This is a genomic window from Crenalkalicoccus roseus (assembly GCF_004761865.1).
Lineage (GTDB): Bacteria > Pseudomonadota > Alphaproteobacteria > Acetobacterales > Acetobacteraceae > Crenalkalicoccus > Crenalkalicoccus roseus.
The window spans coordinates 1-22,013 of sequence record NZ_SJDM01000050.1; the positions used below are offsets into that span (position 1 = coordinate 1).

The window sequence follows — 22,013 nt, forward strand, 5'->3', positions numbered from 1 at the left end:
CGGGCCGCCGCCGGCCTGGCTGGCGGCGCTGACCGAGGCGGCGCCGCTGCTGCCCGCGACCGCCGTGGCGCCAGTGTCGCCGGCGTCGTCCGTGCCGTCGCCCGGCGCCGGCATGGCGCCGGCCGAGGCGCGGCCGGTGCCCGAGCCCGCGACGCTGGCGCTGCTGGCGGCGGGGATCGCCATGCTGGCCGGGGCGCGGAGGGTGCGATGAGCACCGTAGAGCCTCGCTGGCTCGATCGGGAGGCGACGGCGCGGTATCTCTCGGTGCGCGTGGATGAGCTGCCCCGCCTGCTGCGGGCGGGCAAGCTGCCCGTGCCTTCCTATCATCTCGGGCCGAAGAGCCCGCGCTGGGACCGCCTCGCCCTGGACGCCTGCTTCGTGGGTGGGGTAGCGTCCACCGATCCCGACATCGCGGTGGCCGGTCTTGTCCAGCAGATCAAAGACGAAGCCCTCGGCCGGGCGCGTCGTCCGTAAGACGCTCGCCGACGGCACGATCCGGGAATACCGCTACGGCGCCTGGAAACCGAAGCCCAGCAGCCGCGTCGCGCCGGACAGCCTGGATGCCGTGCTCGCCGCCTACCGGCAGAGCCCGGAATTCCGGGCCAAGGCCCCGGCGACGCAGGCGCAGTACGCGATCTACCTCCGCCCTCTCGACAGGATCGGCCATCTGCGGGTGCGGGAGCTCGGCCGGCGTCAGATCCTCGCCATCCGGGACGCGATCGCGGCGACGCGCGGATACGGCGCGGCCACGGCCTTCGGCCGCGTGGTGGGCGCCTTCCTGGCCTGGGCGCTCGATCGCGGGTGGATCGAGCACAATCCGGCGTCGCGGCTGCGCAGCCTGCCCGGCGGCAGCCTGCCGGCCTGGTCGGATGCGCAGATCGCCGAGGCGCTGGCCCGGCTGCCCGAGCATCTGCGGCGCGTGGTGGTCCTGGCGGTGCATACCGGCCAGCGGCGCGGCGACCTGTGCGCGATGACATGGAGCGCCTACGATGGGCAGGTCATCCGGGTGCGGCAGCAGAAAACCGGCGCGCCGCTGGCGATCCCGGTGCATCCCGAGCTGCGGGCCGAGCTCGACCGCTGGCGAGCGGAGCGCGGCGACAGCGTGCTGATCCTGACCAGCCCCCGCGCGCCCCGGTGGACGGCGCCGCACCTGTCGCGGGAGATGAAGCGGGCGCTGGCGGCGATCGGCCTGCCGCCTCGCCTGAACATCCACGGCCTGCGGAAGGCGGCTGCCCGGCGCCTCGCCGAGGCGGGCTGCAGCGCGCACGAGATCGCCGCCATCACCGGGCACGCGAGCCTGTCCATGGTGCAGCACTACACGCGGAGCGTGGATCAGGAGCGCCTGGCGCAGGCCGCGATGGCGCGGCTGCCGGCAGGGCGGGAGCGGGTTCTTACAACCGCTTACAACCGACAACCGGCCTCCCGCAAGCCATTGAAATCATGAGGGAAAAATGCGGGCAATCTTCGTGATGATCAAGTGCGAGATGGGCCAGGCCTATCGGGTGGCCCGCGACATGGCGGATTCGATCGAGGAATTGTCGGAGATGCACTCCATCTCCGGCCAGTATGACCTGCTCGGGAAATTCTACCTCGGCGCCGACCAGGACATCGGCCTGTTCGTGGTGGAGAAGGTGCAGACCGTGCCGGGGGTGAAGGACACCTACACGCTGCAGACCTTCAACGCCTTCTCCGGCGCGCGCGGCTGAGGCGGGCGCCACGAAGCGGCCACGCTTCCGCCGCCTCTCCCCCGCTCCCGCCGCAAAGCCGCCGAAGGACTGCCCGAAGGGAATGCGAGGATCCCCGCAAAAGGAGGATCCCACATGCCCTTTCCTGCCATTCGCCGCATCCTGGCCGTGGCGGGTCTCTCCGGCGCCGTCCTGCTCGGCGGCTGCCAGAACCCGGACGGTTCGACCAACTGGGGCAACACGCTGCTGCTCGGCGCCGGAGTCGGCACGGCGGCGGCCCTGGTGGCCGGCGCGGCCGCCGACCAGCCGCGGCCGCGGCATTACGGGCGCGGCTACGGCCGGGGCCCGGCCTATGGCTACTACGCGCCCCGCCCGGCCTACGGTTACGGCTACGGCCCGGGCTACTACCGGGGCTGGTAGCCCCCGCACGGGCTAGGGCGTGATCCGCTGGGGTGGATCGCGCGTCCGCCCCTTGCCGCGCGCCCGGTTCGCCGCTCCGGCGCGCCCGCCTTCGCGGATCAGCCGAAGCCGAGGAAGCCCTCCGCCTCCCGGATCGGCGGTGCGGCCCTGAGCGCCGCGAGGTCCGGCACCGGGCGCGCGAGCGCGGGGTCGCCCGCGAAGGCCTCCTCCAGCGCCGCCGCCACGGCGAGGACGAAGGCATCCCCGCCCCGCGGGCCGACGATCTGCAGCCCGAAGGGCATGCCCCGGCCGTCGCGCCCGACCGGCAGGCACACCGCCGGATGGCCGGCGAGGGTCACGTAATAGGCCAGCGCCAGCCAGTGGAAGTAGGTGCGCGTCTTCCGGCCGTCGATCTCGGTGGGGTAGAGCTCGCGCCAGGGCCGGGGGCTGACGGTGATGGCCGGCGTGATCAGCACGTCGTGCCGGCGGAAGAACTCCTGGAAGCCGCGGTAGAGGCGGGTCTGCGCCGTCGCGGCGCGGGCATAGTCCTCCAGCGTGTAGCGCAGCCCCTCCTCGACATTGGCGCGGACATTGGGGCCCACATCCTGCGGGCGGGTGCGCACCTTCTCGAGATGCGCGGCGAGGAAGTTGGCGGCGCGCAGCACCTCGAAGGCCTCGTCGCCGCCGCTGCAGTCCGGGTGCGCGTCCGCGCTCTCGCGGAACAGGGGGCGGCAGGCCTCCGCGACGCGGCGGAAGGCGGCGCGCACCACGCCCTCGGTCGGCGCCAGGCCGAAATCCTCGCTGCAGGCGAGGCGGAGCGAGGCGAGGTCGAGCCGCCGCACCGGGCTGAACAGCGCCGGCTCGCCGCGCACCGGCCTTGCGTGCAGCGTGTAGGCCAGCGGGTCGCGCGTGTCGTCGGAGGCCATGGCGGAGAGCAGCAGCGCCGCATCCGGCACGGTGCGCGCCATCGGCCCCAGCACCGGCAGGCAGGACCAGCCGAGGCCGCGCTTCTCGGAGGGCACCAGGCCGGGGCTCGGCCGGTAGCCGACGATGCCGCAGAAGGCCGCCGGGTTGCGCAGACTGCCGCCGGTGTCGGAGCCGGAGCAGAGCGGCGCCATCCCCGTCGCCAGCGCCACCGCCGAGCCGCCGGAGGAGCCGGCGGCCGAGCGCGTCGGGTCGAAGGGGTTGCCGGTGGCGCCATAGACCGCGTTGCGCGTGTTGGCCCCGGCGCCGAATTCCGGCGTGTTGGTCTTGCCGATGACGATGCCGCCGGCGCGGCGGATGTTCGCCACCATGGCGCAATCCTGCTCCGGCACGAAGTCGCGGAAGATCGGGCTGCCATAGGTGGTGCGCAGCCCCGCCGTCTCCTCCAGGTCCTTGATGCCGACCGGCAGGCCGTGCAGCGGGCCGAGATCCTCGCCGCGCATCACCGCCGCCTCGGCCGCCTGCGCCGCCGTGCGGGCGCGGTCGGCGTCGAGCGCGACCATGGCGTTGACGGCGTGGTCCACCGCCTCGATGCGGGCGAGGCAGCTCTCCAGCAGCTCGACGGGCGAGAGCGCCTTGCGCCCGATCAGGCGGCGCGCCTCGAGGGCGGTGAGGTCGCAGGGCTCGGTCACGCGGCGAGTTCCTTCTCGTAGAGGCGGAGCGTGGCGTCGTCGAAGCAGGCGAAGGTCACGTCGAGCTCGCCCTGCGCGGCGAGGTCCTCGCGCACCGTCCGCACCGCGATGCGCGTCGCCTCCTCCGCCGGGTAGCCGTAGATCCCGGTGGAGATCGCCGGGAAGGCGATGGAGCGCCCGCCCACGCGGCGCAGCTCGGCCAGGCTGCTGCGATAGGCCGAGGCGAGCAGCCCCGCCTCCCCCCGCCCGCCGCCGTGCCAGACCGGCCCGACGGCGTGGATCACGAAGCGCGCCGGCAGGCGGAAGCCGGGCGTGGTGCGCGCCTCCCCGGTCGGGCAGGGGGCGAGCGGGGCGCAGGCGGCGGCGAGCTCCGCGGCGCCGGCGGCGCGGAAGATCGCGCCGCACACCCCGCCGCCCTGGCGGAGCTGCTCATTGGCCGCGTTGACGATGGCGTCCACCGCCAGCGTCGTGATGTCGGCGCGGATGGCGGCGAGCGGCATGGCGGTCAGAACCCGAGGGCGCAGCCATCCTTGCGCGGATCGCTGCCGCCCACCAGCAGGCCGCGCGCGCGGTCGATGTAGATCGCCTGCCCCCCGCCATGCGGCTTCTCGATCAGCGCCACCTCGTGGCCGAGGCGGCTGAGGCGGTCCACCACGCCGCCGGGGATGCCGCGCTCCACCTGCACCACGCCCGTTCCGGGGGCGGGGAAGAGGCGCGGGCAGTCCAGCGCTTCCTGGATGTCGAGGCCGAACTCGAAGTGGTTGGTCAGGAACAGCGTCTGGCCCATGGGCTGGAAATGCCCGCCCATGACGCCGAAGGGCATGATGCACGCCCCGTCCCGCATCACCATGCCGGGGATGATGGTGTGCATCGGCCGCTTGTTCGGGGCGATGCAGTTCGGGTGCCCCTCCTGCAGCCGGAACCCGTAGCCGCGGTTGTGCAGCATCACGCCGGACTTCTCCGCCAGGATGCCGCTGCCGAAGCTCTCGAACAGCGAGTTGATGAAGGAGCAGGCGTTCCCCTCCCCGTCCACCACGCAGAGATAGACGGTGTCGCGGTGCCGCGCCCAGTCGGCCTGGCCGGCCGGGGGCATCTCCTTCATCGCGCGGTCGTCGCGGATCAGCGCGCGCAGCGCCGCGAGATAGTCGGGGCTGGTCAGCCTGGCGACCGGCACCTCCGCCTGCGCCGGGTCGGCGAGGAAGGCGTCGCGGTCGCGGTAGACCAGGCGCGCCGCCTCGATGTGGCGGTGGAAGCGCTCGGCGCTGACCGGCCCGGCCTCGGGCGTCTCGAACCCCTCCAGGATGCCGAGCAGCATCAGCACCAGCAGGCCCGAGCCGTTGGGCGGGCACTGGAACACCTCCATGCCGCGCCAGGGGATGGAGATGGGGGCGACGAACTCCGCCGCCCGCAGCCCGTTGTGGAAATCCTCCTCCGTGTGCAGCCCGCCCAGCGCCCGCAGCGTCGCCACCATGTCGGCGGCGATCTCGCCCTCGTAGAAGGCGACGGCGCCGCGCTCGGCGATGGCGCGCAGCGTGCGGGCCAGCGCCGGCTGCACGAAGCGCTCCCCTGCCGACAGCGGCGCGCCTTCCCTCAGGAAGTGGCGGGAAGCGGCCTCGTTGCCGCGCAGCTTGTCGGCCGCCGCGGCCCAGTCGGCGGCGACGCGCGCGTGCACCGGCCAACCCTCCTCCGCGCAGCGGATCGCCGGGCGCAGCAGCTCGCCGAGCGGCTTGCGGCCATAGGCGCTGTTCAGCGCCTCCCAGGCGGAGATGGCGCCGGGCACCGTCACCACATGCGGCGAGGTCTGTCGCAGCGCGTCCACGCCCCGCGCGCGCAGCGCCTCCGGCGTGGCCGCGGCGGGGGCGCGGCCGGAGCCGTTCATCGCCACCACCTTGCCGGTGCCGGCGGGGGCGTAGAGGCAGAAGCAGTCGCCGCCGATGCCGGTGCTCTGCGGCTCGACCACGCAGAGCACGGCGCAGGCCGCAATCGCGGCGTCGAGCGCGTTGCCGCCCTGCCGCAGCACGTCGAGCGCCGTCCAGGTGGCGATGGGCATCGAGGTCGCGGCCATGCCGCGCGTGGCGTAGACCGCGCTGCGGCCGGGGGCGTGGAAGTCGCGCTTCATCCTGGCTCGGTTCCGTTCCGTTTCGCGCGGAGGCCGGCCGCCCTGGCGCGCCGCGCCGGTCTCCTCCCGGGGCCGTCCCGCGGCCCCCCGCCGCCCGGTCTCGCACGGCCGGGCGGGGCCGGCAAGCCGGGCCCTTCCCGGCCGCCCCCGGGGCGGGGTATGGCAGCCGCATGGCCGAGACCATCAGCTACGCCGACTTCCAGCGGGTGGACATCCGCGTCGGCACCGTCGTGGACGCGCAGCCCTTCCCCGAGGCGCGCAACCCCTCGATCAGGCTGTGGGTGGAGTTCGGCCCGCCGCTCGGCGTGAAGAAGTCCTCCGCCCAGCTCACCGTCCACTACTCGCCGGACCGGCTGATCGGGCGGCAGGTGGTGGCGGTGGTGAACTTCCCGCCGCGCCAGATCGGCCCCTTCATGAGCGAGGTGCTGGTGCTCGGCGTCCCGGACGAGAACGGCGCGGTGGTGCTGCTGCGCCCCGACATCAAAGTGCCGGACGGCGGGAGGATGTACTGAGCATGGCCGCCATCCCCGCCAAGCCCCGCTACTACACCGTCACCTGGGACCAGCTGCACCGCGACGGCAAGGCGCTGGCCTGGCGGCTGGTGGAGCGCGGCCCGTTCCGCGGCATCTGCGCCATCACGCGCGGCGGGCTGATCCCCGCCGCCATCGTGGCGCGCGAGCTGGAATGCCGCATCATCGAGACCGTCTCCGTCGTCACCTACGACGAGGAGGCGCGCGGCGAGCCGCGGGTGGTGAAGGCCCCGGCGGCGGCGGGGGATGGCGAGGGATGGCTGCTGGTGGACGACCTGGTGGACACCGGCACCACGGCGCGCGTGGTGCGCGCCCTGCTGCCCCGGGCGCATTTCGCCACCATCTACGCCAAGCCGCAGGGCAGGCCGCTGGTGGACAGCTTCATCACCGAGGTCAGCCAGGATACCTGGATCCTGTTTCCCTGGGACACCGAGCCGCAATTCATCCCCCCCATCGCGCGCTCGGCGGGGAAGTAGCGGGCCGGCCGCTCCCGGCCGTCCGCGGTCCGCCCTACTCCGGCCCGGCTGTCTCCTCGCGGCTCGCCAGCACCTTGTCCACGCGGCGGCCGTCCATGTCGAGGATTTCGAAGCGCCAGCCGCCCCAGACGATGCGGTCGCCTTCCCGCGGGATGCGGCGGAGCAGCGCCAGCATCAGCCCCGCCACGGTATGGTAGCGCCCGGGATGGGGCAGTTCCGGCAGGTCGAGCTGCGCGCGCAGCTCGTCGCTCGGCATCATGCCGTCGAGCAGCAGGCTGCCATCGGCCCGGCGCACCGCCGGTCCCGGCTCCTTCTGCGGCTCGGGCGGGCCGAGCTCGCCCACGATCGCCTCCAGGAGGTCGGAGGCGGTGACCACCCCCTCGAAGCTGCCATACTCGTCGAGCACGAAGGCGAGGCCGACCGGGTCGTGGCGCAGGCGCTCCAGCGCGTCGAGCGCCGGCAGGTTGTCCGGCAGCACGATCGCCTGGCGCATCGCCGCGGCCAGCGAGATCCTTCCCCCCTCGAGCATCTGCCCGAGCAGGTCCTTGGCGGCGACCACGCCGAGCACGTTGTCGACGCGCCCGTCGGCGACCACGAACCGGGTGACGTCGCTCTCGCGCAGCCTGGCGGCGATCGCCTCCGGCGTCGCGTACCGGTCGAGCCAGACCACGTCGTTGCGCGGCGTCATGAGGGCCCGCACCGGCTTGTCGGCCAGCCGCAGCACGCGCTCGATCATGTGCCGCTCCTCATGCTCAAGGGCGCCGGTCTGCGCGCCCTCGGCGACCACGGCGCGCACCTCCTCCTCCGTGATCGACTGGTCGAGCGGACGGTGCGCGCCGAACAGGCGGAGGATGGCGCCGCTCGACCGGCCGAGCACCCAGACCACCGGGCCGCTGATGCGGGACAGGAAGGAGAGCGGCCGCGCCACGGCGACCGCGATCCGCTCCGGGTGGCGCAGGGCGAGCTGCTTCGGCACGAGCTCGCCCAGGACCAGGCTGGCATAGGTGATGGCGATGACTACCAGCGCGAGGGCGAGCTTGCCGGCGACCGGCGCGAGCAGCGGCACCTCCGCCAGCAGCTCCGCCAGCGGTCCGGCGAGGCGTGCCCCGCCGAACACGCCGGCCAGGATGCCGACCAGCGTGATTCCGACCTGCACCGTGGGGAGGAAGCGCTGCGGATCCTCGGCGAGCGCGATCGCGGCCGGCGCGCCGGGGCTGCCGCGGCGCTCCAGCAGCGCCAGGCGGGAGCGGCGCGCGGAGACGATGGCAAGCTCGCTCATGGCGAAGACGCCGTTCAGCCCCACCAGCACCAGGATGACCAGGATCTCCAGGCCGATCTGCATCGCATTCCCCCAAGCCGGGCCGCTTCTACGCCCTGGCGGAAGGCGACGATAGCGCCGGCCGCGGCCCGCGCGCGGCTCTCCCCCCAGGGAAGGGCGGCGCGATCACGAGACGGAGACGGCGCAAATTTACGACTTTTCCTTAGAAAAAAGACGCGTTAAGCTTCCGCTAACCTCCTCCACTGGTCGGACCGTGCCAATGCCAGACACCACAGGCGAGGCGGAGCTGCTCCGCTTTCCGCAGCGCCCGGACGACCGGCTGCGCCTGGCCATGCGCCGGCTGGACGCGGCGCTCGAGGATCAGCAGCGGGCGGTCGCCGCCTGGCGTGGTTATCTGGCGGACCTCTCCCGTGCCACGCAGGCACTCGGCGTGTCGCTGTCCCTCTACCAGGACCGCCTGGACGGGGCGGGCGAGGCGGTGCGCCGGGCCGGCGACGAGGCACGCCGGCTGGAGCGGATCGCGGAGGCGGCGCTCGCCCGGAGCGAACGCTTCTAGCATATCCCGTTCGGGCAGACCCGCCTGAAGGGACGAAGCGCCCGCACGCTCAACGAGCTGGAGCATTGGCCGTGAACCGGGGCGAACGGCACATGCTCCGGAGCGGATCGCGGACGGCCGGATGCAGCGGAAGCGGACCGGCTTCGGGCACTCTCCCCCGCCCTGGCCGAAACGACGCGCCTGGCCCATGCTGCCCGCCGGGAGGCCGCACCGCATGAACCATCCGCTGATCGCAGAATTCCGCCGCGCAAAAGTCATCCCCGTGGTGCGGACCAGCACCGTCGCCCTGGCCGCCACCGCGGTGGACTGGCTGCGCGAGGCGGGCTTCCGGATCTTCGAGATCACCATGACCGTGCCAGAGGCGCCGGCGCTCATCCGTAGCCTCGCCGCGGAGCCGGGACTGCTGGTCGGCGCCGGCACGGTGCCCGACGCGGCCGCCGCCGAAGCCTGCCTCGCGGCCGGCGCGCGCTTCCTGGTCACGCCCTGGGTGGACCCCGCGGTGGCTGCGGCGGCACGCCGTGCGGGGGCCTGCGCCCTGCCTGGCGCGCTGACGCCAACCGAGGTGCGGGCGGCGCTGGCGGCTGGCGCCGACGCGGTGAAGATCTTCCCGGCCGGCTCCGCCGGCGGGCCCGCGCATATCCGGGCGCTGTGCGCCGTCTTCCCGGAGGTGCCCTTCTGCCCCACGGGCGGGGTCGAGCCCGGCACCGCGCAGGACTACCTCGCCGCCGGCGCCGCCTTCGTCGGCATCGGCGGCAGCCTGGTGGACGAGCGCAGGATCGCCGCCGGCGGCAAGGCCGCGATCCTGCGCGCCGCGCGCGACGCGCTCGGCCTCACGGAGGCCTGAGCGCGATGCCCGACATCCTCTGCATGGGCGAGCCGATGCTGGAGCTGAACCAGCAGCCCCAGGCACCGGACGGGCGCGTCCTCTACCTCGAAGGGCATGGCGGGGACACCAGCAACGCCGCCATCGCCGCCGCGCGCAGCGGCGCCAGCGTCGGCATGATCACCGCCATCGGCCAGGACTGGCCCGGCGACAGCTTCATGGCGCTGTGGCGGCGGGAGGGCGTGGACACTTCCTGCGTGCTGCGCAGCGCCGAGGCGCCGACCGGGATCTACCTCGTCACCCATGACGCGGCCGGCCACCACCCGAGCTTCTGGCGCGCCGGCAGCGCCGCCAGCCGCTACCGCTGGCAGGACGTGCCGGAGGCGGCGATCCGCGCGGCGCGGGTGCTGCACGTCTCCGGCATCAGCCAAGCGATCTCGGAAAGCGCCTGCGACGCCGTGTTCCACGCCATCGGCATCGCCCGCGCCGCCGGCGTGCGGGTGAGCTACGACACCAACCTGCGCCTGCGGCTGTGGCCGGTGCGGCGCGCCGCGGCGGTGATGCACGCCGCGATCGCCGAGGCCGATCTCTGCCTCCCCTCCTTCGAGGACGCCGAGGCGCTGACCGGGCTGCAGGACCCGGATGCGATCGCCGATTTCTACCTGCGCCTCGGCTGCCCTCTGGTGCTGCTGAAGCTCGGGGCGCGGGGCGCGCTGGTCGCAACACCGGCGCGGCGCGAGCGGATCCCGCCGCACCGCGTCGCGGCGGTGGATGCGATCGGCGCGGGCGATACCTTCGCCGGCGCTTTCCTCGCCCGCCACGTGGCCGGGGAGGATCCCTTCGCCGCGGCGCGCTACGCCAACGCCGCCGCCGCGCTGACCACCACCGGCTACGGCGCCGTCGCCCCGATTCCGCGCCGCGAGGCGGTGGAGGCCCTGCTGCGCGCGGCGGAGGACGGCGCATGAGCGCGAATCCGCGCCACCGCGCCGCCGCCCTCGCCCCCCTGCTCCTCGCCGCCTGCACGGCAGGCCCGGCACCCCTGCCGGCGGCGAACCCGCCCCAGCCGGACACGCCCCTCGCCGAACGGGCCGCGATCCTCGGCGGCTTCCTGCGCGCCGCGCTGCTCTGCGGGCAGCCGGTCTCCGCCACCGCGCAGGATCGCGCGGCGGCGATCGAGGCGGCGGCGCTGGACCTCCGCCAGCGCCAGGGCGGCACCGCGGCGCGCGACGCCTTCCTGCGGGCGCTGCAGCCGCCGGCCTTCGACCCGCGCCGGCAGGGCCGCGACCGCGACGCCTGGTGCGCCCGCCAGCGCCCGGACATCCGGCGCGTCGCCGCCTGGCTGGACAGCGAGGAGGGCGCCGCCTTCGCGGCGCAGGCGGAGGCGGCGCGGCGCTGAGCCGCCCCCCGCTACCGGTTCGCGCCCGGCCGCAGCCGCAGGCCGGGCCGCAGCCGGGTGAAGGGCAGCGTCGCCGGATCGGCCACCACCGGGCCGGGCGCGGCGACGACGATCACCCGCTCCGCGATCGGCTGGAAATGCGCGCGGAAATGCACGCTGGACTTCAGCGCCACGATGCCCTGCGCCGCCGGATCCACGCCGAGATGGGTGAACAGCGCCTGATCGAGCGCCTGCATCTTGCGCGAGACGACGATGACGCGCACGCCGGAGGAGACGCGGATCAGCGCCGTCGGGCCGAGATCGGCGGGGTTGCCCTTCCCCATCGGCCCGGTGCAGGTGAAGCGCCCGTCGCTCAACGCCTCCACCGTCGCGGTGACGCGCAGCGGCGCGCCGTCGCTCTTCCCGCCGAGGGAAAGAGAAAGCGTCGCCCCCACCCCCGCCTCGTGGCAGGCGGCGGCGCTCTCGGCGTCGTTGATCAGGCCGAGCACGGCGCGCTGCGCATCCTGGCGGATCAGCTCGGCGAGCAGGCCCGTGGTATCGCCATGGCCGCCGCCCCCGGGATTGTCCTGGGTGTCGGCCAGCACCACGGGGCGCGTGGCGGCGCGGGCGATCGCGATGGCCTGCGCAACCCCCTCTGCCGCGGGCAGGACGCCGCCCGCGAAGTCGGCCTCGCGGCGGTGCAGGTGGTCTCGCAGCGCCTCGGCCGCGGCATCGGCGGCCTCCTGGTCCTCGGCATAGGCGGCGATCGCCACGCCGCAGCCCTCGAAATCGGCGTAGGGAAAGCCGAAGCAGAAGCCGAGCTCGGCGCAGCGATGCGCCTCGGCCAGACGCGCGCGCTCCTCCAGCACCTCGCGCATCGGCGGCACCATGGTGCACTGCATGGTCAGCGGGATCAGGAAATCCGCCTGGCGGAAGGCGCGCGCCCACGGCCTGCGCCGGCGGATGCGCTCGATCAGCAGCCGCGCCGCCTGCGCGCCGGCGGGCTTCATGTCCACATGCGGGTAGGTGCGGTAGGGCACCAGCGCGTCGGCCAGCGCCACCATTCGCGCCGTCATGTTGGCGTGCGGGTCGAGGCTGGCGGTGATGGGCACCCCGGGCCCCGCCACGGCGCGCACGCGGCGCAGCAGCTCGCCCTCGGCGTCGTCATGGCCTTCCGCGACCATGGCGCCGTGCAGCTCGAGATAGATGCCGTCGAGCGGCCCCGCCTCCAGCGCGTCCGACAGCGCGGCGAGCATGAGCGCGGCGATCCGCTCGAAGGCCTCCGCCGTCACCGGGCCGGCGGGGTTGGCGAAGCACCAGGTGAGCGGGACGATCTCCGCCCCCGCCTCCTCCAGCGCCGCGATCGCGCCGGCGCTGGGCAGCGAGGTGGGGCGCAGCGTCTCCACCAGCGTCGCCGGGCGCTGCAGCGGCGGGAAGCCGCCGGGCGTCAGGAACTCCCGCCAGCCCGTGGGCAGCGGGGCGAAGGAGTGGCTCTCGTGCTGGAAGCCGCCGATGGCGATGCGCATCCCGTCTCAGTCCCTGATCAGCCCGGCCGTGGCAAGGGCGGCGTCGGCCAGCACGCGCAGCCCGGCCTCCGCCCATTCGGGGGTGATGCTCTCCGCCTCGTTGTGGCTGATGCCGCCATGGCAGGGGGTGAAGAGCAGCGCCGCCGGCACGCGCCGCGCCACGTAGACGGCGTCATGGCCGATGCCGGCCGGCAGGTCGCGCCAGCGATAGCCCCGCGCCGCCGCGGCGTCGCGGCAGCGCTGCACCAGCGCCGGGTCGAAGGGCGTCAGCGGCGCGTGCCAGAAGGGCGCCACCGCCACCTGCACGCCGCGCGCGGCGGCGATCTCCGCCCCGCGCGCCGCCAGCGCCTCGCCCATCCGGGAGAGGCACTCCGGGTCGCCATGGCGCATGTCCACGCTGAACCACACCCGCCCCGGCGCGACGTTGCGCGAGGACGGATGCACCTCGACCATGCCCACCGTGCCGCGCCCGCCCTCGCCCGCGGCGCTGACGGTGGAGAGGGCGATCTCCTCCACCGCGGCGATCAGCGGCGCCGCCGCCATCATGGCGTCGCGCCGCCCCTGCATGACGGAGCCGCCATGCGCCTCCTCCCCCGTCACCGTCACCTCGAACCAGGACTGGGCGAGGGCGTGGGTGACGATGCCGACATCGAAGCCGCCCTCCTCCAGCACCTTCCCCTGCTCGATGTGCAGCTCGAAATAGGCGCCGAGGGATTGCAGCGCCGTCGGGTCGGCTTCGCCCCGCCAGCCGATGCGGCTGAGCTCCTCGCCGAACACGGCGCCGGCGGGGTCGGTCCTGACCAGCACCTCGGCCTCGGGGAAGATGCCCATGGCGGCGCCGCTGCCCATCATCGGGGGGGAGAAGCGCGCGCCCTCCTCGTTGGTCCAGTTGATGAGCAGGAGCGGCGCCTCGGTCTCCGCGCCCGCCTCGTGCAGCGCGCGCATCACCTCGAGCCCGGCCAGCACGCCGAGCACGCCGTCGAACCTGCCGCCCGTGGGCTGGGTATCGAGATGGCTGCCGATGGCGACCGGCGGGCGCGAGGGGTCGCGCCCCTCCCGCCGCAGCACCATGTTGCCGACGCGGTCCACGGTGAGCGTCAGGCCGCACGCCTCGCCCCAGCACCGCAGCAGGGCGCGGCCCTCGGCGTCGAGGTCCGTCAAGGCTTGGCGGTTGCAGCCGCCCTTCGGGGTGGCGCCGATCCGCGCCATCTCCATCAGGCTGTCCCAGAGGCGCGCGCCGGAGACCGGCAGGTTGGTCGCTGTCATCGGCTCACCCCCTCTCCACCCCGCACCATTCGGCCATGGCGAGCGCGATGGTGCGGGTGATGCCGTGCATGCTCTCGATGCCGACATTCTCGTCGATGCCGTGGATGTCCTGCGCGTCCGGCCCGAAGCAGGCGACGGGCGTGCCGCGGTACAGCACGAAATGCCGCCCGTCGGTCAGCCCCGTCGCCGGGTAGTCGCGCAAGGCGCCGCCGGTGGCCTCCGCGTAGCAGCGCCGCGCCAGGCGCACGATCGCGGCCTCGGTGTCGAAGACGCAGGGATCGGCCATGAAGCCCTTGAACTCCAGCCTCACCTGCGCGCCGCGCAGCGCCGGGTCCGCCGCCGCCTCCGCGACCAGGCGCTCGATGTCGGCCCTCGCCTGCGCCGCGGTGTAGCCCATCATCACGCCGACCCGCAGGCCGATGCGGCAGCGCGTGGCCACGGAGCTGTTCCACTCCCCGCCCTCGATGGTGCCGAGGTTGACGTTCACCGGATGGTTCACGCCGTGGAAGGCGGGGTGGATGCGCTCGGCGCGGTTCATCGCCGCCTCGTAGTCCTTGAAGCGCGCGGCGATGGCCTGCGCCGCCTCGATGGCGTTCACCCCGGCCTGCATGTCGCGCACATGCGCGGGCCGGCCGCTGACCGTGACCCAGGCCCAGACCACGCCGACCTCGGCGGTGTAGAGCGCGTCGTAGCCGGGGCCGGGCTCGGGGATGACGACCGCATCGGTCGGCGGCAGGGCCAGCATGGCGGCGAGCGCGCCGTTGCCGGTGCACTCCTCCTCGATCACGGCCTGCATCTGCACCTCCGCCGCCGGCGCGAGGCCCGCGAGCCGCAGCGCCTTGAAGGCCATGCAGTAGCTGACGATGCCGGCCTTCATGTCCCCCGCGCCGCGGCCGAAGACCCGCCCGTCGCGGACTGCCGGCTCGTAGGGCGGCGTGGTCCACATGTCGGCCGCGCCCTCCGGCACCACGTCCACATGGCCCTGCAGCGCCAGGCTGCGGCCGCGCGCCTCGCGCGGGCGATGCACGGCCACGACGTTGTCGCGCCCCTCGTAGGGGATCAGCGGCGGCGAGAAGCCCGGATGGGCGGCGAGCGCCGCCGCGTCCACCGGCACGCGTTGCGGGACGAGGCCGAGGCCTTCGTAGATCCGCGCCATCTCCTCCAGCGCCGCCTGCTCGCGGCCGAGGGTGGAGGGGCAGCGGACCAGGCGCAGCAGCGTCTCCACCGCCTCCTCCCGCAACGCGTCCGCCGCCTCGAGGATGGCGCGCCGCGCGCCGGGGTCGAGACGGTCGTTCATTGCGGGAACTCCCTGGAAGGATACGGCCAGCACCTGCTCCGGCCACGGCACGCTAGCCCTGCGCGGCGCGCATGGACAAGGCCGCGGCGCGCGGCGATTTCACCTGCGCGGATCAGGCGCTAGGCTCCCTGCCCATGAGGAGCTTCTCCCATCCCGACCAGCTGCGACACGCGCCGCGCTTCTTCCTGATGCGCGGCGAGGTCCGCCCCAATTTCGAGGTCCCCGCGCGCGCCGAGGCGCTGGAGGCGGCGCTGCACCGTCTCGGCCTGCCGCCCGCCACCGCCGCGCCCGCCACCAGGGCGCAGCTCGAGACCGTGCACCGCCCCGACTATCTTGATTTCCTGGAAGGCGCGCTGCAGGCATGGGAGGCGCTGCCGGAGCGCGGGCCGGAGGCAGTGCCCAACATCCACGCCACAGCCGATGCGCTGGCCAATGGCGGGCGGCGCCCGGACAGCATCGTGGGCCAGGTGGCCTGGTACACCGCCGACAACGCCTGCCCGATCGGCCCGGGCACCTGGGAGGCCGCCATCGCCGCCGCCGGCGTGGCGCTCGCCGCCGCCGGGGAGGCCGCGGCGGGCCGCAGCGCCTACGCGCTCTGCCGCCCGCCCGGCCACCACGCCTACGCCGCCCGCGCCGGCGGCCACTGCTACCTCAACAACGCCGCCCTCGCCGCCGAGGCGCTGCGCCGCGCCGGCTGCCCGCGCGTCGCGGTGATCGACATCGACAGCCACCATGGCAACGGCACCCAGGGCGTGTTCTGGGAGCGGGGCGACGTGCTGACCGTCTCGGTCCATGCCGACCCGCACCGCTACTACCCCTTCTTCACCGGCCATGCGGAGGAGCGGGGCGCCGGCGCGGGCGAGGGGGCGAACCTCAACCTGCCCCTGCCCTTCGGCACCGGCGACGAGGGCTGGCTCGGCGCCATCCGGCACGGCATCGAAGCGGCGCGCGCCTTCCGGGCCGAGGCGCTGGTGGTCTCCCTCGGCTTCGACGCCAGCGCCGAGGAGCCTCTGAACGCGCTGGCGGTGACGCCGGACGGCTTCGCGCGCGCCGGGGAGGCGCTGGCGGGGCTGCGCCTGCCGGCGGCGATCGTGCAGGAGGGCGGCTACAACGTGGACCTGATAGGGACGCTGCTCGAACGCTTCCTCACCGGCTGGGGCGAGGCGCGATGACCTTCTGGCGCTCCGGGCATGGCGCCGATGCCACCGCGCTCCACGCCGCGACCCTGACGCTCGACACCCATGTGGACATCCGCTGGCCCGAGCCGCCCGACCCCCTAGCCGAAGGCCCGATGCGCGTGGACTTCCCGAAGATGGCGCGCGGCGGGCTGCGCGCCGCGGTGTTCGTCGCCTACGTCCCGCAGGGCAGGCGCGACGCGGCGGGCCATGCCGCGGCGGCGGACCGGGCGGAGGCGATGCTGCGCCACATCCGCGCCCGCGCCGACGGCGCCAGGCGCCGCTTCTGCGCCACCGCCGCCGAGCTCGAGGCGGCGCACGCCGCCGGGGCCACCGGCGTGCTCTCGGCGGTGGAGAACGGCTACGCCATGGGCCACGACCTCGGCGCTCCCGCGCGCTGGCGGGCGCTCGGCGCCTGCTACCTGACCCTGACACATGACGGCCACAACGACCTGGCGGACAGCGCCAGGCCGAAGCGCGAGCTGGGCGATGCGGAGAGCGAGCATGGCGGCCTCTCCGCCCTCGGCCGCCGCGCCATCGCGGCGCTGAACGCGGCGGGGATGCTGGTAGACGTCTCACACGTCTCGAAAGCCGGCATGATGCAGGCGGCGGAGCTCTCGCGCAGCCCCGTGGTCGCCACCCACACCGCCTGCCGCGCGCTCTGCGACCATCCGCGCAACCTCGACGACGAGCAGCTCGACCTGCTGCGGGCGGTGGGGGGCCTCGTGCAGATCACCGCCGTGCCCGCCTTCCTGCGCCGGGTGCCGGAGGGGACGACCAACCCGGCGAGCGTCGAGGACATGGCGGAGCATGTGGACCACGCCGTGCGCCGCATCGGCATCGAGCATGTCGGCCTGTCCTCGGATTTCGACGGCGGCGGTGGGGTGCGCGGCTGGCAGAATGCGGCCGAGTCGGCGGGGTTGACCGCCGCGCTGGCGGCGCGCGGCTACGACGCCCGGGCGATCGGGCTGCTGTGGTCGGGCAATTTCCTGCGCGTCTGGCGGCGCGCGGAGGCGCTGGCCGCCCCATAGCCGCCGGACGCCCGAATCGGCATTGAAACGGTGCGTCCGAGGCGGCTAGTCGGCATGGCATGAGCATCGCCCGCGTCGCCACCTTCGCCTTCGCCGGCATCGAGCCGATGCCGGTCGAGGTGCAGGTGCAGATCGCGCCCGGGCTGCCTGCCTTCCTGGTCGTCGGCCTGCCCGACAAGGCCGTGGGCGAGAGTCGCGAGCGGGTGCGCGCCGTGCTCACCGGCCTCGGCCTGTCGCTGCCGCCGAAGCGCGTGCTGGTCAACCTCGCCCCCGCCGACATCGTGAAGGAGGGCTCGCATTTCGACCTGCCCATCGCGCTCGCCGTGCTGGCGGCGATGGAGGTGCTGCCGCGCGAGGAGATGGCCGGCTTCGCGGCGCTGGGCGAGCTGTCCCTGGATGGCGCCATCCAGCCGGTGGCGGGGGTGCTGCCGGCGGCACTCGGCGCCTCGGCGCGCGACCTCGGCCTGATCTGTCCCGCCGCCCAGGGCGGCGAGGCGGCCTGGGCCGGGCGGGTGGAGGTGCTGGCCGCGCCCGACCTGCTCTCCCTCATGAACCATTTCCGCGGCACGCAGGTGCTGACCCCGCCGGAGCCGCCGCCGCCCGAAAGCATCCCCTGGCGCGGCCCCTGCCTGTCCGAGGTGAAGGGGCAGGAGAGCGCGAAGCGGGCCCTCGAGATCGCCGCCGCCGGCGGGCACAACCTGCTGATGATCGGCCCGCCCGGCGCCGGCAAGTCCATGCTGGCCGCGCGCCTCCCCGGGCTGCTGCCCGACCTCACCCCGGCCGAGGCGCTGGAGGTGAGCCTGGTGCACAGCATCGCCGGGCTGCTGCGCGATGGCAGGCTGGTGGTCCGCCCGCCCTACCGGGATCCGCACCACTCGGCGAGCCAGGCGGCGCTCATCGGCGGCGGCAGCCGCGCCCGGCCGGGAGAGATCAGCCTCGCCCACAACGGCGTGCTGTTCCTGGACGAATGGCCGGAATTCCCCCGCCCGGCGCTGGAGGCGCTGCGCCAGCCCATGGAGACCGGCCGCGCCAGCATCAGCCGCGCCAACGCGCATGTCACCTACCCCGCGCGGTTCCAGTGCGTGGCGGCGATGAATCCCTGCCGCTGCGGCCATCTCGGCGAGGCCGGGCGCGAATGCGGGCGCGCCCCGCGCTGCGGGGAGGACTACCAGATGCGCCTCTCCGGCCCTCTGCTCGACCGCATGGACCTCGCCATCGAGGTGACGCCGGTGCCGCCCGCCGAACTCGCCCGCGCGCCCGCCGGAGAGACCACCGCCACCGTCGCCGCGCGCGTCCAGGCAGCGCGGGAGCGCCAGCGCGCGCGCTACGGCGCCGAGGGACCGCGCTGCAACGCCGCGGCGGAAGGGGCGGTGCTGGAACGCACCCTTGCCACCGAGCCGGCCGCGCGGGCACTGGCCGAGCAGGCGGCGGAGCGGCTGCGCCTTTCCGCCCGCGGCTTCACGCGCACCCTGCGCGTCGCGCGCACCATCGCCGACCTTGCGGGGAGCGCCACGGTGCAGCGCGCGCATGTGGCCGAGGCCCTGGCCTTCCGCCACCGCACGGCGCGCTACTAGAGCCGTTTCCACCAAGCCATAACCGCGGAAGCGGCTCTTGTCCCTTGTTTCCGGGGCAGGGTTGCGATCCCGGCCATTTCCGGCCCTCCACGATCCGCCCTGGCCCCTGGTCCGCCAAGGCGGACTTGCCGGAGCGATCCATCGGTCGCCCGGTCCGGCGGGTCGCGCAGCCGTGGAGCCTTTTCCGTCCGCCTCCCCGGCCCTGTGCGCGGCAACGGCCCCCTCGCGCTGTCCGTGGAGCAAGGGGGGCGCCCCGGCCGCCGGCGGTCCATCCCCACCCGCGGATTGCCCCGGAGCGCCGTTTGCGCTGCCATGCCGCGCCGCGCCGCCCGGCGCATGGACCGGATCGGAGGAGGCACATGCGCCGCGTGATCGTGATCCTGCTGCTCGTGCTGCTCGCCGCCGCGCCGGCGGGCGCGCAGGCCGTCGCCAAGCGGCACATGATCGCCGCCTCGCACCCGGCCGCGGCCGAGGCGGGGCTTGCGGTGCTGCGCGAGGGCGGCAGCGCGCTCGACGCCGCCATCGCCGCGCAGGCCATGCTGACGCTGGTGGAGCCGCAATCCTCCGGCATCGGCGGCGGCGCGCTGCTGCTGCACTGGGACGCCCGCAGCCAGCGGCTGGACGCCTGGGACGGGCGCGAGACGGCGCCCGCCGCCGCCCCGCCGACGCTGTTCCTGCGCGACGGCGCCCCGATGGCCTTCCACGAGGCGGCGGTCGGCGGCCGCGCGGTGGGCGTGCCCGGCCTGCTGCGGATGCTGGAGGCGGCGCACCGTGCCCATGGGGTGCTGCCCTGGGGCCGGCTGTTCGAGCCCGCCATCCTCGCCGCCGAGGAGGGCTTTTTCGTCTCGCCCCGGCTCGCCGCGCGCATCGCCGAGGATGCCGAGCGGCTGCGCCGCGATCCGCAGGCGCGCGCCTATTTCTTCCTGCCGGAGGGCGAGCCGCTGCCGGAGGGGCACCGGCTGCGCAACCCCGCCCTGGCCGCCACGCTGCGCGCCGTGGCGGAACAGGGCGCGGATGCGCTGCATTACGGGCCGATCGCCGGGGATATCGCGGCCGCGGTGCGCCGCGGCCCGAACCCCGGCACCATGACCACCGACGATCTCGCCGGCTATCGGCCGGTGCGGCGGCAGGCGGTGTGCGGCGTGTACCGCGCCGTCACGGTCTGCGGCTTCCCCCCGCCTTCCTCGGGAGGGGTAGCGGTGCTGCAGATCCTCGCCCTGCTCGGGCACCAGGACATGGCAGGGCTGGAGCCGCGCGGCGCGGATGCGGCGCATCTGCTGGGCGAGGCCGGCCGCCTCGCCTTTGCCGACCGCAACCGCTACCTCGCCGATGCCGACCAGGTGCCGGTGCCGGTGCGGGGGCTGCTCGACCCTGTCTATCTCACCCTGCGGGCGCAGCTCCTCGACCGCGACCGCGCCCTGGCGGAGCCGCGGGCCGGCAATCCGCCCTGGCGCCTTGGCCCCCTCCCCGCGGCGCACCCGCCCCAGCCCGAGCACGGCACCGCCCATCTCTCGGTGATGGACGCCGCCGGCAACGTGGTGGCGATGACCACCACCATCGAGGACCTGTTCGGGGCCCGGCGGATGGTGCGCGGCTTCCTGCTGAACAACCAGCTCACCGACTTCTCCTTCCTGCCGGAGGTGGAGGGCCGGCCGGTGGCCAACCGCCTGGCCCCAGGCAAGCGGCCGCGCTCCTCCATGGCGCCGACCATCGTGTTCGGCCCGGAGGGGGAGCCGGTGCTCGCCCTCGGCTCCGCCGGAGGGGCGCGCATCATCGGCCATGTCGCGCAGACCCTGGTCGCGCTGCTCGACTGGGGGATGGAGCCGCAGGCGGCCGTCTCCCTCCCGCGCGTGGGGGCGCGGGACGACGTGCTGGAACTCGAGGCCGGCACCGGCGCGGCCGCGCTCGCCCCGGAACTCGAACGGCGCGGCTTTCCGGTGGTGGTGCGGCCGATGACCTCCGGCCTGGCGGTGATCCGGGCGGCGCGCACGCCGCAGGGGCGGCGCCTGACCGGCGGGGCGGACCCGCGCCGGGAAGGGGTGGCGCTCGGCGACTGAACGGCCGGCCGCAACGGCCGCACCGCGGAACCGTTGGGAGGGATCGCCATGGACAAGCCTGCCTCTTCCGCCCCTTCGCGGCGCCCCCTGGTGGGGCTGCTGCTCGGCGCAGCCGTCTTCGTCCTCCTGCTCCTGCTGCCGCCACCCGAGGGCATGACGCCGGCGGCTTGGCGCGTGGCGGCGGTGGCGGCGCTGATGGCGAGCTGGTGGGTCAGCGAGGCGATCCCGATCCCGGCCACCGGGCTGCTGCCGCTGGTGCTGTTCCCGCTCCTCGGCATCGCCCCGATCGGCGAGGCGGCGGCGCCCTACGCCGACCCGCTGATCTTCCTTTTCCTTGGCGGCTTCATCGTCGCCCTGGCGCTGGAACGCTGGAACCTGCACCGGCGCATCGCGCTCGGCATCGTCGCGCGGGTGGGGACGCGGCCGGCGGCGCTGGTCGGCGGCTTCATGCTGGCCACCGCCTTCCTCAGCATGTGGGTCAGCAACACCGCGACGACCGTGATGATGCTGCCGATCGGCCTCTCGGTGATCGGCCTGCTTGCCGCCGAGTCGACCCCAGACGAGGCCGGCCGCGGCGGCTTCCCCACCGCCCTTCTGCTCGGCATCGCCTATGCGGCGAGCGTCGGCGGCCTTGGCACGCTCATCGGCACCCCGCCCAATGCGCTGCTCGCCGGGTTCATGGCCAGGACCTATGGCGTGGAGATCGGCTTCGCGCAGTGGATGCTGATCGGCCTGCCGCTGGTCGCCATCCTGCTCGGCTGCACCTGGGTGCTGCTGACGCGGATCGCGTTCCGCCTGCCGGCGGGGCCGGTGGAGGGTTCGGATGCGCTGATTCGCGCTGAGCTTGGCAAGCTTGGCCGGATGGGCGTGGCTGAATGGCGTGTCGGGCTTGTGTTTGCGGCGATGGCCGTGCTCTGGGTTGGCCGGCCGCTGATCGAGGGCTGGGTGCCTGGTCTGTCCGACACCGGGATCGCGGTGGCGGCGGCGCTGGCACTGTTCCTTGTTCCCGCCGGTGGCGGGCGGGGCGGGGCGCTGCTGGAGTGGGAGGCCTCGCGGCGCCTGCCCTGGGGCGTGCTGCTGCTGTTCGGCGGCGGGCTGTCGCTTGCCGCGGCGATCAGCAAGAGCGGGCTTGCCGCCTGGATCGGCGGCGTGCTGGCGGGACTTGGGGCGCTGCCGCTGGTGCTAGTGGTGGTCCTGGTGACCGCTGCTGTCGTTTTTCTGACGGAGCT

At 74.6% G+C, this 22,013-nt stretch carries 23 protein-coding genes; 16 read left to right on the forward strand and 7 right to left on the reverse strand.

Annotated elements, in window-relative coordinates; translation table 11 throughout:
* From ET526_RS18585 to ET526_RS18605, 5 genes are all read left to right on the forward strand, one after another.
* Positions 1-211, forward strand: a 211-nt coding sequence (locus ET526_RS18585; protein WP_135470059.1) for a PEP-CTERM sorting domain-containing protein, incomplete at its 5' end; no start/stop codon positions are given.
* Positions 208-474, forward strand: coding sequence for a helix-turn-helix transcriptional regulator (locus tag ET526_RS18590; RefSeq protein WP_135470061.1), 267 nt, complete (start codon positions 208-210; stop codon positions 472-474). The genes ET526_RS18585 and ET526_RS18590, both read left to right, overlap by 4 nt.
* On the forward strand, positions 425-1,444 hold the full coding sequence (locus tag ET526_RS18595; RefSeq protein ID WP_158295635.1) for a tyrosine-type recombinase/integrase: 1,020 nt from the start codon (positions 425-427) through the stop codon (positions 1,442-1,444). The genes ET526_RS18590 and ET526_RS18595 overlap by 50 nt, the downstream gene beginning before the upstream one ends.
* A 7-nt stretch (positions 1,445-1,451) precedes the next feature.
* Entirely contained in the window at positions 1,452-1,706 is a 255-nt protein-coding gene (locus ET526_RS18600; RefSeq protein WP_135470066.1) for an Lrp/AsnC ligand binding domain-containing protein, read from the forward strand.
* Between the two features lie 114 nt (positions 1,707-1,820).
* The gene (locus tag ET526_RS18605) at positions 1,821-2,105 is read left to right on the forward strand and encodes a hypothetical protein (RefSeq protein ID WP_135470068.1); all 285 of its coding nucleotides are present in this window, start codon (positions 1,821-1,823) and stop codon (positions 2,103-2,105) included.
* A 98-nt stretch (positions 2,106-2,203) separates the two neighbouring features.
* Here the strand turns inward: ET526_RS18605 and ET526_RS18610 are convergent, their stop codons facing one another.
* The 3 genes from ET526_RS18610 to ggt (ET526_RS18620) are packed head-to-tail and all read right to left on the reverse strand — an operon-like array spanning position 2,204 to position 5,819.
* Positions 2,204-3,700, reverse strand: coding sequence for an amidase (locus ET526_RS18610; RefSeq protein ID WP_135470070.1), 1,497 nt, complete (start codon positions 3,698-3,700; stop codon positions 2,204-2,206).
* The gene (locus ET526_RS18615; RefSeq protein ID WP_135470072.1) at positions 3,697-4,200 is read right to left on the reverse strand and encodes a macro domain-containing protein; all 504 of its coding nucleotides are present in this window, start codon (positions 4,198-4,200) and stop codon (positions 3,697-3,699) included. The genes ET526_RS18610 and ET526_RS18615 overlap by 4 nt, the downstream gene beginning before the upstream one ends.
* 5 nt (positions 4,201-4,205) lie before the next feature.
* Entirely contained in the window at positions 4,206-5,819 is a 1,614-nt protein-coding gene (ggt, locus tag ET526_RS18620) for a gamma-glutamyltransferase (protein WP_240048473.1), read from the reverse strand.
* Positions 5,820-5,989: 170 nt separating this feature from the next.
* On the opposite strand from ggt (ET526_RS18620), the gene ET526_RS18630 reads away from it, so the two are divergent.
* Positions 5,990-6,331, forward strand: coding sequence for a tRNA-binding protein (locus tag ET526_RS18630; protein ID WP_135470074.1), 342 nt, complete (start codon positions 5,990-5,992; stop codon positions 6,329-6,331).
* A 2-nt stretch (positions 6,332-6,333) separates the two neighbouring features.
* Positions 6,334-6,825, forward strand: a complete 492-nt coding sequence (gene gpt / locus ET526_RS18635) for a xanthine phosphoribosyltransferase (protein WP_135470076.1) — start codon at positions 6,334-6,336, stop codon at positions 6,823-6,825.
* A gap of 34 nt (positions 6,826-6,859) precedes the next feature.
* On the opposite strand, the gene ET526_RS18640 is transcribed toward gpt, so the two are convergent.
* On the reverse strand, positions 6,860-8,167 hold the full coding sequence (locus ET526_RS18640) for a hemolysin family protein (RefSeq protein ID WP_135470078.1): 1,308 nt from the start codon (positions 8,165-8,167) through the stop codon (positions 6,860-6,862).
* Positions 8,168-8,363: 196 nt separating this feature from the next.
* On the opposite strand from ET526_RS18640, the gene ET526_RS18645 reads away from it, so the two are divergent.
* The 4 genes from ET526_RS18645 to ET526_RS18660 all read left to right on the forward strand — a co-directional run bounded on the left by ET526_RS18645 (position 8,364) and on the right by ET526_RS18660 (position 10,879).
* Positions 8,364-8,660, forward strand: a complete 297-nt coding sequence (locus ET526_RS18645) for a hypothetical protein (protein ID WP_135470080.1) — start codon at positions 8,364-8,366, stop codon at positions 8,658-8,660.
* Positions 8,661-8,874: 214 nt separating this feature from the next.
* Positions 8,875-9,504, forward strand: coding sequence for a bifunctional 4-hydroxy-2-oxoglutarate aldolase/2-dehydro-3-deoxy-phosphogluconate aldolase (locus tag ET526_RS18650; RefSeq protein ID WP_135470083.1), 630 nt, complete (start codon positions 8,875-8,877; stop codon positions 9,502-9,504).
* A gap of 5 nt (positions 9,505-9,509) precedes the next feature.
* A complete protein-coding gene (locus ET526_RS18655) occupies positions 9,510-10,448 on the forward strand; it encodes a sugar kinase (RefSeq protein ID WP_135470085.1) in 939 nt (312 codons plus the stop codon).
* Positions 10,445-10,879, forward strand: a complete 435-nt coding sequence (locus ET526_RS18660) for a hypothetical protein (protein WP_135470087.1) — start codon at positions 10,445-10,447, stop codon at positions 10,877-10,879. The genes ET526_RS18655 and ET526_RS18660 overlap by 4 nt, the downstream gene beginning before the upstream one ends.
* 11 nt (positions 10,880-10,890) lie before the next feature.
* On the opposite strand, the gene ET526_RS18665 is transcribed toward ET526_RS18660, so the two are convergent.
* From ET526_RS18665 to ET526_RS18675, 3 genes are read right to left on the reverse strand one after another with little or no spacing between them, the layout of a single operon-like run.
* Positions 10,891-12,384, reverse strand: a complete 1,494-nt coding sequence (locus ET526_RS18665; protein ID WP_135470090.1) for a M81 family metallopeptidase — start codon at positions 12,382-12,384, stop codon at positions 10,891-10,893.
* A gap of 6 nt (positions 12,385-12,390) precedes the next feature.
* Positions 12,391-13,650, reverse strand: a complete 1,260-nt coding sequence (locus ET526_RS18670) for a Zn-dependent hydrolase (RefSeq protein ID WP_135470092.1) — start codon at positions 13,648-13,650, stop codon at positions 12,391-12,393.
* A 4-nt stretch (positions 13,651-13,654) separates the two neighbouring features.
* Positions 13,655-14,947, reverse strand: a complete 1,293-nt coding sequence (locus ET526_RS18675) for an ArgE/DapE family deacylase (protein WP_135470095.1) — start codon at positions 14,945-14,947, stop codon at positions 13,655-13,657.
* Between the two features lie 134 nt (positions 14,948-15,081).
* On the opposite strand from ET526_RS18675, the gene ET526_RS18680 reads away from it, so the two are divergent.
* The 5 genes from ET526_RS18680 to ET526_RS18700 form a co-directional block, all read left to right on the forward strand.
* Positions 15,082-16,119, forward strand: coding sequence for an arginase family protein (locus tag ET526_RS18680; RefSeq protein WP_135470097.1), 1,038 nt, complete (start codon positions 15,082-15,084; stop codon positions 16,117-16,119).
* The gene (locus ET526_RS18685) at positions 16,116-17,153 is read left to right on the forward strand and encodes a dipeptidase (protein WP_135470099.1); all 1,038 of its coding nucleotides are present in this window, start codon (positions 16,116-16,118) and stop codon (positions 17,151-17,153) included. Before ET526_RS18680 ends, ET526_RS18685 begins: the two co-directional genes overlap by 4 nt.
* A gap of 59 nt (positions 17,154-17,212) precedes the next feature.
* Positions 17,213-18,727: a YifB family Mg chelatase-like AAA ATPase gene (locus tag ET526_RS18690; RefSeq protein WP_135470101.1), complete on the forward strand. Its 1,515-nt coding sequence runs from the start codon at positions 17,213-17,215 to the stop codon at positions 18,725-18,727.
* Positions 18,728-19,086: 359 nt separating this feature from the next.
* On the forward strand, positions 19,087-20,784 hold the full coding sequence (ggt, locus tag ET526_RS18695; protein ID WP_135470104.1) for a gamma-glutamyltransferase: 1,698 nt from the start codon (positions 19,087-19,089) through the stop codon (positions 20,782-20,784).
* 48 nt (positions 20,785-20,832) lie between these two features.
* A partial coding sequence (locus ET526_RS18700) for an SLC13 family permease (RefSeq protein ID WP_135470106.1) occupies positions 20,833-22,013 on the forward strand: 1,181 nt, incomplete at its 3' end.

Coding starts and splice junctions, on each gene's coding strand:
- gpt (WP_135470076.1), top strand. CDS start 6,334: ATGGCCGCCATCCCCGCCAAGCCCCGCTACTACACCGTCACCTGGGAC.
- ggt (WP_240048473.1), bottom strand. CDS start 5,819: ATGAAGCGCGACTTCCACGCCCCCGGCCGCAGCGCGGTCTACGCCACG.
- ET526_RS18645 (WP_135470080.1), top strand. CDS start 8,364: ATGCCAGACACCACAGGCGAGGCGGAGCTGCTCCGCTTTCCGCAGCGC.
- ET526_RS18670 (WP_135470092.1), bottom strand. CDS start 13,650: ATGACAGCGACCAACCTGCCGGTCTCCGGCGCGCGCCTCTGGGACAGC.
- ET526_RS18615 (WP_135470072.1), bottom strand. CDS start 4,200: ATGCCGCTCGCCGCCATCCGCGCCGACATCACGACGCTGGCGGTGGAC.
- ET526_RS18590 (WP_135470061.1), top strand. CDS start 208: ATGAGCACCGTAGAGCCTCGCTGGCTCGATCGGGAGGCGACGGCGCGG.
- ET526_RS18655 (WP_135470085.1), top strand. CDS start 9,510: ATGCCCGACATCCTCTGCATGGGCGAGCCGATGCTGGAGCTGAACCAG.
- ET526_RS18600 (WP_135470066.1), top strand. CDS start 1,452: ATGCGGGCAATCTTCGTGATGATCAAGTGCGAGATGGGCCAGGCCTAT.
- ET526_RS18640 (WP_135470078.1), bottom strand. CDS start 8,167: ATGCAGATCGGCCTGGAGATCCTGGTCATCCTGGTGCTGGTGGGGCTG.
- ET526_RS18675 (WP_135470095.1), bottom strand. CDS start 14,947: ATGAACGACCGTCTCGACCCCGGCGCGCGGCGCGCCATCCTCGAGGCG.
- ET526_RS18665 (WP_135470090.1), bottom strand. CDS start 12,384: ATGCGCATCGCCATCGGCGGCTTCCAGCACGAGAGCCACTCCTTCGCC.
- ET526_RS18690 (WP_135470101.1), top strand. CDS start 17,213: ATGAGCATCGCCCGCGTCGCCACCTTCGCCTTCGCCGGCATCGAGCCG.
- ET526_RS18605 (WP_135470068.1), top strand. CDS start 1,821: ATGCCCTTTCCTGCCATTCGCCGCATCCTGGCCGTGGCGGGTCTCTCC.
- ET526_RS18650 (WP_135470083.1), top strand. CDS start 8,875: ATGAACCATCCGCTGATCGCAGAATTCCGCCGCGCAAAAGTCATCCCC.
- ET526_RS18630 (WP_135470074.1), top strand. CDS start 5,990: ATGGCCGAGACCATCAGCTACGCCGACTTCCAGCGGGTGGACATCCGC.
- ET526_RS18660 (WP_135470087.1), top strand. CDS start 10,445: ATGAGCGCGAATCCGCGCCACCGCGCCGCCGCCCTCGCCCCCCTGCTC.
- ET526_RS18685 (WP_135470099.1), top strand. CDS start 16,116: ATGACCTTCTGGCGCTCCGGGCATGGCGCCGATGCCACCGCGCTCCAC.
- ggt (WP_135470104.1), top strand. CDS start 19,087: ATGCGCCGCGTGATCGTGATCCTGCTGCTCGTGCTGCTCGCCGCCGCG.
- ET526_RS18680 (WP_135470097.1), top strand. CDS start 15,082: ATGAGGAGCTTCTCCCATCCCGACCAGCTGCGACACGCGCCGCGCTTC.